The organism is Spongisporangium articulatum (assembly GCF_044465595.1).
In the GTDB taxonomy this organism is placed as follows: domain Bacteria; phylum Actinomycetota; class Actinomycetes; order Actinomycetales; family Kineosporiaceae; genus Spongisporangium; species Spongisporangium articulatum.
On record NZ_JBITLV010000011.1, the window covers coordinates 23550 to 31799 of the forward strand.

Sequence of the window (8250 nt, forward strand, 5' to 3'; positions counted from 1 at the left end):
GACCTGCGGAGGGTGACGTGGCTACGCACGAGGTCTTCAACCAGGCGCCGCCGCTCGGTGACCACGACACCAGTGAGGACCCGGCGCTCCTCGAGGCCGTCGTGCGGGAGGGCGCACAGTGGGCGCTGCCGGAACTGCACGGCCTGGGCCGACTGGCCGGGTCGCAGGAGTGGCGGGAGGAGGGCCGGCGCGCCGAGCGCAACGCCCCGGTGCTGCGCACCCACGACCGCACCGGGCACCGCGTCGACGAGGTCGAGTACGACCCCGCTTACCACCGGGTCATGCGGGTGGCCGTCGAGCACGGGCTGCACGGCGCGCCCTGGGCCGACGACCGACCCGGCGCCCACGTCGCCCGGGCCGCCAAGTTCATGGCCTGGAGCGTGGACGCCGGGCACATGTGCCCGATCTCGATGACCTACGCCGTCGTCCCGGCGTTGCGCGCCGAACCCGCGCTGGCCGCCACCTGGGAGCCGGGGCTCACCGCACGGGAGTACGACTTCGGCCTGCGGGCACCGGCCACTAAGCGCGGTCTGATCGCCGGAATGTCGATGACGGAGAAGCAGGGCGGCTCCGACGTCCGGGCCAACACGACCACCGCGCAACCGTTGGGGGACGGGCGGTTCCGCCTCGACGGGCACAAGTGGTTCACCAGCGCCCCGATGTCCGACCTGTTCCTGACCCTGGCCCAGGCGCCGGGGGGCCTCTCCTGCGTCCTGGTGCCGCGGGTGCTGCCCGACGGCAGTCGCAACCAGCTGCGTCTGATGCGGCTGAAGGACAAGCTGGGCAACCGGTCGAACGCCTCGTCGGAGATCGAGTACGAGGGCGCGGAGGCCTGGTTGGTGGGGGAGGAGGGCCGGGGGGTGCGGACCATCGTCGAGATGGTCAACATGACGCGACTCGACTGCGTCATCGGCTCCGCCTCAGCGATGCGGTCGGCGCTCGTGCAGGCCGCGCACCACGCGCGACACCGGTCGGCGTTCGGGAAGTCGTTGATCGACCAGCCCCTGATGCGCAACGTGCTGGCCGACCTGGCCGTCGAGTCGGAGGCGGCCACGGTCGCCATGATGCGGCTGGCGGGGGCCAACGACCGCGCGGTGCGCGGCGACGAGACCGAGGCGGCGCTGCGCCGGGTCGGTCTGGCCGTCACCAAGTACTTCATCTGCAAGCGGGCGCCGATGGCCGTCGGCGAGGCGCTGGAGTGCCTGGGCGGCAACGGCTACATCGAGGACTTCGACCTGGCCCGCATCTACCGCGAGGCGCCGCTCATGTCGATCTGGGAGGGGTCGGGCAACGTCGCCGCCCTCGACCTGTTGCGCGCCATCGGCCGTGAACCCGCGACCCTGGGCGCCTTCTTCGCCGAGGTCGAGCTGGCCGCCGGGACCGATCACCGTTTCGACGACGCGCTGGCCCAGCTGAAGAAGGAGTTCGGCAACCTGGAGGACGTCGAGCTGCGGGCCCGGCGCATCGCCGAGCTCATGGCGCTGCTCCTGCAGGGTTCGCTGCTGCTGCGGCACGCCCCGGCCGCCGTGGCCGACGCCTTCTGTGCGTCGCGCCTCGGCGGCGACCGCGGGTCCGTGTTCGGCACGTTGCCGAGCGGCCTCGACCTCGACGCGATCCTCGACCGGACTCAGGTCGGCTGAGCGACGTAGCCGACGAGCAGGTCGGCGAGCTCGACCGGGTGGCTGAGCATCGCGCAGTGACCGCCGCCGAGTTCGTCGGGCTCGACGCCCAGCCGATCGCGGCACACCTCGCGCTGGAGGGCGGCGGCCAGCACGTGGTCCTCGGCGCAGACGATGGCGTGGGTCGCCACGTCGGGCCAGGCCGGAAGCGGCCACGGCGCGGCCCCCGCGGCGGACGACGGGTGCGCACGTTCATGGGTCAGGGCCTCGTCGGCCAGGGCGCGCGGCACGCCGTTGTAGTACAGGTCGTGGGGATCGGTGTACCCCTGTGACCGGTACCCGACGTTCGACCACCAGTCGTCCGGTCGCTCCCCGGGCGCGGGCACCATGGCGTTGACCAGCACCAGGTGGTCGGCGCCCAGCGCGTCGGCGACCAGGGGAGCGGTGAACGCACCGAACGAGTGACCCACCACCACCAGCGGTCTCGGCCGTCGCGCCACATCCTCGAAGGCCCGGACCGCGGCGTCGCGGTAGTCCGGCAGTGTGAGCGACTCGTCGCCGGCGGGCAGGTCCGGAGCCACGACGACGTGACCGCGCCGGGCCAGTTCGAGACCCACCGGACGCCACGACCGGCCGCGGTCGCCTGCACCGTGGACGATCAGGAAGCTGGCCATCCACCGACGCTACTGCGGCCCGCGGGGCGGGTCTTGTGCAGCACGGGCGCCGGGGCGACCATGGCTTCATGGGGGCATATCTGGGGGTCCTGGTCCTGGCGGTCGTCGCGGTGCTCGGCGCGACCGTGGTCGTGCTCGGCCGGCGCCGTGACCGGCGGGTGAGCGCGGAGTGGGCGGCGAACGCCCGGGTGGGGGACGAGTTCGTCCGACCGGAGCGGGCCGGTCTCCGGAACCCGGACGTCGCACGCCAGCAGGCGACCATCTACGGCGCTTACGTCCCCCCGCCCGGCCACTACTGGCCGGGCGGGGGCGGAGCGGGCTGACCGGAGGTCGCGAGCGCGGCGAGAAATTCATCCGGTGGACACAGCTCATAAACTTGAACTGGTCCAGAAAGGTGGCCTAGGGTCGACCGCGTGACGACGGACTTCGAGGCCCAGCTGCGCGGGGCCTCGCTGCGCGTCACCGGTCCCCGGCTCGCCGTCCTGTCGGCCCTGCACGAACACCCCCACGTCGACACCGACACGGTGATCACGCTCGTGCGCGCCGGCCTGCCGACGGTCTCCCACCAGGCGGTCTACGACGTCCTGCGCGCCCTCACCGACGCCGGCCTGGTGCGCCGCATCCAACCGGCCGGCGCGACGGCCCGCTACGAGACCCGGGTCGGCGACAACCACCATCACGTCGTGTGCCGCTCGTGCGGCACCATCGCCGACGTCGAGTGCACCGTCGGCCACGCCCCCTGTCTCACCGCCTCGGACGACCACGGATTCGCGGTCGACGAGGCGGAGGTCGTGTTCTGGGGCACCTGCCCCGAGTGCGCGGCGAGCACCACCCCTCGATGAATCCCCGTATGTCAGCAGCAGTTCGGAAGGAATCTGATGAGCGAGACCCAGGACGCCGGCGGCTGCCCCGTCCCGCACGGCGCGACCGCGAGCGGCAGTGAGAGCGAGAACCCGGCGATCGACGCGCCGACCCCGGTGACCGACAAGCCGCGCACCAACAAGGACTGGTGGCCCAACCAGCTCGACCTGTCCGTGCTGCACGCCCACTCGTCGAAGGGCAACCCGCTCGGTGAGGACTTCGACTACGCGAAGGAGTTCGCCAAGCTCGACGTCGAGGCGCTCAAGCGCGACATCGCCGACGTGCTGACCACGTCGCAGGACTGGTGGCCCGCGGACTTCGGGCACTACGGCGGCCTGTTCATCCGGATGAGCTGGCACGCCGCGGGCACCTACCGGATCTCCGACGGCCGCGGCGGCGCCGGTGACGGCGGCCAGCGGTTCGCGCCGCTGAACAGCTGGCCCGACAACGCCAACCTCGACAAGGCCCGCCGCCTGCTGTGGCCGGTCAAGCAGAAGTACGGCCAGAAGATCTCGTGGGCCGACCTGCTGGTCCTCGGCGGCAACGTGGCCCTGGAGTCGATGGGCTTCCAGACCTTCGGCTTCGGTTTCGGCCGCCCCGACGTGTGGGAGCCCGAGGAGATCATCTGGGGCCAGGAGCAGGAGTGGCTGGGCGGCGACCGGTACCTGGGCGACCAGGAGATGGCGCCCAACGTCGGTGCGGCCGAGATGGGCCTCATCTACGTCAACCCCGAGGGCCCGCACGGCAGCGCCGACCCGCTGGCGGCGGCCTGGTTCATCCGCGAGACGTTCGCCCGGATGGCCATGAACGACGAGGAGACCGTGGCGCTCATCGCCGGCGGCCACACCTTCGGCAAGACCCACGGCGCGGCCCCGGCCGACGACCACGTCGGGCGCGAGCCCGAGGGTGCCCCGCTGGAGGCCCAGGGGCTGGGTTGGCTCAGCACCAACGGCACGGGCAAGGGCGCGGACGCGATCACCAGCGGGCTCGAGGTCACCTGGACCGACAAGCCCACCCAGTGGAGCAACCGGTTCTTCGAGATCCTCTTCGGCTACGAGTGGGAGCTGACCACCAGCCCCGCCGGGGCCAAGCAGTGGGTCGCCAAGACCGACGACGAGATCATCCCCGACGCCTACGACGCGTCGAAGAAGCACCGCCCGACCATGCTCACGACCGACCTGTCGCTGCGCGTGGACCCGGCCTACGAGAAGATCTCCCGCCGGTTCCTGGAGCACCCCGAGGAGTTCCAGCTCGCCTTCGCCAAGGCCTGGTACAAGCTGCTGCACCGCGACATGGGCCCGGTCAGCCGCTTCCTCGGCCCCTGGGTCGCCGAGCCGCAGCTGTGGCAGGACCCGGTGCCGGCCGTCGAGGGCCCACTGGTCTCCGACGCCGACGTCGCGACGCTCAAGGCGAAGGTCCTCGAGTCGGGTCTGAGCGTGGCCGAGCTGGTCTCGACCGCGTGGGCCTCGGCCGCGACCTTCCGCTCGACCGACAAGCGCGGCGGCGCCAACGGTGCGCGCATCCGGCTCGAGCCCCAGCGCAGCTGGGAGGTCAACGCGGCCGTCGGGCCGGTGCTCGAGAAGCTCGAAGGCATCCGGCAGGAGTTCAACGCCGCCGGCGGGGCGCAGGTCTCGCTCGCCGACCTGATCGTCCTGGCCGGTTCGGCGGCGGTCGAGAAGGCCGCCCAGGACGGCGGCGTCGACGTGACGGTCCCCTTCCACCCCGGCCGCACCGACGCCACCCAGGAGCAGACGGACGTCGACTCGTTCGCCGTCCTGGAGCCGAAGGCCGACGGGTTCCGCAACTACCTGCGGGCGGGCGAGAAGGCCCGGCCGGAGGAGCTGCTCGTGGAGCGCGCCTACTTCCTGGACCTGACCGCCCCCGAGATGACCGTGCTAGTCGGCGGCCTGCGGGCGCTCGGCATCAGCTCCGGCCGGCACGGCGTGCTCACCGACACCCCCGGCGTCCTGACCCAGGACTTCTTCACGAACCTGCTGGCCACCGGCAGCACCTGGAAGGCGTCGCAGGCCGAGGAGAACGTCTACGAGATCAGCGACGTGACGACCGGCGAGGTGAAGCACACCGCCACCGCGGTGGACCTGGTCTTCGGCTCGAACTCGATCCTGCGGGCCCTCTCGGAGGTGTACGCCAGCGCGGACGCGCGGGACAAGTTCGTCCGGGACTTCGTGGCCGCGTGGGTCAAGGTCATGGACAACGACCGGTTCGACCTCGCCTGAGACCGGACCCGTACGGGTGGAGCCCCGGTCGACCACAGCGGTCGGCCGGGGTTCCACGCGTTCGCGGGCTCAGCGCAGCGGTCATGCCTGTGCGGGCAGCACGGTGTGGTTGGCCCGGAACAGGTTCTGGGGGTCGTAGGCGGCCTTCACCGCGGCCAGCCGGCGCAGCGTGGCGTCAGGGTAGGCGCGGTGGACGACGTCGGGCCCGGTCTGCTCCAGGAAGTTCACGTAGCCCGGTCCCCGGCCCACGGTCAGGGCCTCGGCCGCGCCGGCGACCCAGTCCCGGACCGGCGCCGGGTCGCGGCCGGGAAGGTCGACCGCGGAGACGGACTCCATCAGGGCGTGACCGCGGTGTGCGAAAGCCGTTGCCTCGGGAGGGATTCGACTGATCGCGCCCCCCATCGGGCGGAGGTTGACCACCGCCACCGGGGTGGGGGCGCTGCCGACCAGCTCGATCGCCCGGGCGGCGCGGGCGGCGTCGAACGTGTCGGCGAAGCCGGTGCGGATGCTCGCCTGCAGCCCGGGTTCCTCGGCGCGCAGCAGGCCGGGGTAGGGCTGCGGGCGGACGACGTCGGCCAGTAGCGGGCCGGCCGCGCGCAAGGGGGCCAATGCGGCGTCCGCGTCCTCGGGTCGACCGGAGTGGCAGACGAGGGCGACGACGATCGGTGTCCCGTGCCGCTCGGCCGGAAGAAACGGTGCGGGAGGGGCTTTCATGACGTTGACCATGAGCGACAGTTCGTCGGGGGCAACGCGGGCGGCGCTCACCAGGGCCTCCACCGTCTCGGGCCGGGGCTCGAACGCCAGCGCACCACCGGTCACCGTCGGGGTCGGGTGCAGCCGGAGCTCCAGGTGGGTGACGACCCCGAAGTTGCCCCCGCCGCCGCGCAGCGCCCAGAACAGCTCCGGGTGCTCGTGCTCATCGGCGCGCACGGTGCGACCGTCGGCCAGGACGACCTCGGCGGCGAGGAGATTGTCGACGGTGAGCCCGTCGCGCCGGCTCAGGTAGCCGATGCCGCCCCCCAGCGTGATCCCCGAGACCCCCACGGTCGAGGTGTCGCCGAAGCCGGTGGCCAGGCCGTGCTCGGCGGCCGCCGCCGTGTACGCGCCCGCCGGCACGCCGCCGCCCGCGGTGGCGACCCGGGTGGCCGGGGAGACCTCCACGTGGTCGAGCAGGCGCACGTCGAGCACGAGCCCCGCGTCCGCCGTCCCGAACCGCGCGTAGCTGTGGCCCCCGGAGCGCACGGCCAGGGGCGCTCCGGTCTCGGCGGCGGCCCGGACGACGGACGCCACCTCCGCGGTGTCGCGCGGGCGGGCGAGCACGGCCGGTCGGACGCCGGGGGCGGCCAGGGCGGGTGCGCTCAGCTCGTCGAAGCCGGTGCGTTCCGGGGTGAGCAGGCGCTCGCCCAGGGCCGGGGCGAGGAGTCGGGTCACGTCGTCCAGGTGGGTCATATCCGTGCCTCCGTGAGATAATTCGATGTCTAATCATTAGAGATCGAATGATTAGCTGTCAAACGATTGCGGGCTTAAACTGAGCGACGTGCGGGACGAGGGCGACGTGACGCCGATCGGCATCACGCTCTGGGAGACGACGCGCCGGATGACGCGCGCGTTCGACGCGGTGCTGGCCGAGCACGGCGGCAACCGCCCGGTCTGGTTCGTGTTCCTGGCCCTCGCCGAGGGCGGCCACCAGACGCAGCGCGAGCTGGCCCGCGAGATCGGGATCAAGGAGTCGACGCTCACGCACCACCTGAACGCGCTGGAGCGCCGCGGGCTGGTCGCCCGCCGGCGCGACCCGGACGACCGGCGCGTGCAGCTGATCGAGTTCACGCCCGAGGGTCGGCGGGTCTTCGAGGGCATGCGGACCGCGGCGATCGCGCACGACCGCCGGATCCAGTCCGCGCTGGGCCCCGACGGAGTGCGGGCCCTGCGGAAACAGCTGGTCGCCCTGGCCGACGCCGTGGGGGAGCGGGGCGAGGCGGACGGGCTGCCGCCCCTCGACCCGATCTGAACCGGCCGCGGCCCGTGGATGACATCTGCAGATGCCGCCCTGAGAAGTCGGTGATCTAGTGGAGCTGTTGGCAGTCCCAATGGTCCCGATATGTCGGACCTGAACCCAGGGAGCGTTAGATGATCGTCCTCGGACTCGTGCTGTTGGTCCTCGGGATCATCCTCAAGGTGTCGATCCTGTACACGCTGGGGATCATCCTGCTGGTGATCGGTGTGATCCTGTTCGCGCTCGGCCAGACCGGGCGTGCCGTCGGCGGCCGGAACCACTGGTACTGAGCCAGCGGGCTCGCACCCACTCCGCTCACCGAGGGGCGCTTCCTCGATCCGGTCAGGATCGGAGAAGCGCCCCTCGGCGCTCGAGCCCTACCTTCTGGGGAGTCGAACCGACAGGACTCCGGAGGGAATGAGCTCAGATGCCCACGAAGAAGGCCGAGACGAGCGGTGGCTTCAGCGCCGAGGAGATCGCCGCGATGAAGGAGCGCGCCGCCGAGCTGCGCGCCGAGGGTAGGAAGGGTGCCACCAAGGCCGACGGCCTGGCCGCCCTGCTCGAGGCCATCGAGAAGCTCGACGGGCTCGATCGCGAGCTGGCCGAGCGCCTCCACGTGACGGTCACGAAGGCGGCGCCCGGGCTCAACCCCAAGACCTGGTACGGGTTCCCGTCCTACGCCAACGACGCGGGCAAGGTCGTGGCCTTCTTCAAGCCGGCGTCCAAATTCAAGGACCGCTACGCCACACTGGGTTTCGAGACCTCCGCCGCCCTCGACGACGGGGACATGTGGCCCGTGGCGTTCGCCCTGGTGAACTGGACGCCGGCGGTCGAGAAGAAGATCGCCGCGCTGATTCGGAAGGCGG

9 protein-coding genes are annotated in these 8250 nt (G+C 71.9%); 7 read left to right on the plus strand and 2 right to left on the minus strand.

Features of this window, described 5'->3' with window-relative positions; genetic code table 11:
* Nucleotides 1-17 precede the first annotated feature (17 nt).
* Nucleotides 18-1640 carry an acyl-CoA dehydrogenase family protein gene (locus tag ACIB24_RS22795; protein WP_398284511.1) on the plus strand — a complete coding sequence of 541 codons (1623 nt, stop codon included), beginning with the start codon at nt 18-20 and terminating at the stop codon, nt 1638-1640.
* Here ACIB24_RS22795 and ACIB24_RS22800 read toward each other — a convergent pair.
* A complete protein-coding gene (locus tag ACIB24_RS22800) occupies nt 1628-2293 on the minus strand; it encodes an alpha/beta hydrolase (RefSeq protein WP_398284512.1) in 666 nt (221 codons plus the stop codon). The genes ACIB24_RS22795 and ACIB24_RS22800 overlap by 13 nt on opposite strands.
* Before the next feature lie 68 nt (nt 2294-2361).
* Between ACIB24_RS22800 and ACIB24_RS22805 the strand changes: the two genes are divergently transcribed.
* The 3 genes from ACIB24_RS22805 to katG all read left to right on the plus strand — a co-directional run bounded on the left by ACIB24_RS22805 (nt 2362) and on the right by katG (nt 5391).
* Complete coding sequence (locus ACIB24_RS22805) at nt 2362-2616, plus strand: hypothetical protein (RefSeq protein ID WP_398284513.1); 255 nt, start codon at nt 2362-2364, stop codon at nt 2614-2616.
* A gap of 90 nt (nt 2617-2706) precedes the next feature.
* Nucleotides 2707-3135: a Fur family transcriptional regulator gene (locus tag ACIB24_RS22810; RefSeq protein ID WP_398284514.1), complete on the plus strand. Its 429-nt coding sequence runs from the start codon at nt 2707-2709 to the stop codon at nt 3133-3135.
* Nucleotides 3136-3171: 36 nt separating this feature from the next.
* Complete coding sequence (gene katG, locus ACIB24_RS22815; RefSeq protein WP_398284515.1) at nt 3172-5391, plus strand: catalase/peroxidase HPI; 2220 nt, start codon at nt 3172-3174, stop codon at nt 5389-5391.
* Nucleotides 5392-5472: 81 nt separating this feature from the next.
* Here the strand turns inward: katG and ACIB24_RS22820 are convergent, their stop codons facing one another.
* Nucleotides 5473-6840 (minus strand): FAD-binding oxidoreductase, encoded by a 1368-nt coding sequence (locus ACIB24_RS22820; protein ID WP_398284516.1) that lies wholly within the window; start codon nt 6838-6840, stop codon nt 5473-5475.
* Nucleotides 6841-6928: 88 nt separating this feature from the next.
* On the opposite strand from ACIB24_RS22820, the gene ACIB24_RS22825 reads away from it, so the two are divergent.
* The 3 genes from ACIB24_RS22825 to ACIB24_RS22835 all read left to right on the plus strand — a co-directional run.
* Nucleotides 6929-7399, plus strand: coding sequence for a MarR family winged helix-turn-helix transcriptional regulator (locus ACIB24_RS22825; RefSeq protein ID WP_398284517.1), 471 nt, complete (start codon nt 6929-6931; stop codon nt 7397-7399).
* A 119-nt stretch (nt 7400-7518) separates the two neighbouring features.
* Nucleotides 7519-7674, plus strand: coding sequence for a DUF6131 family protein (locus ACIB24_RS22830; protein WP_398284518.1), 156 nt, complete (start codon nt 7519-7521; stop codon nt 7672-7674).
* Between the two features lie 137 nt (nt 7675-7811).
* A partial coding sequence (locus ACIB24_RS22835; RefSeq protein ID WP_398284519.1) for a hypothetical protein occupies nt 7812-8250 on the plus strand: 439 nt, incomplete at its 3' end.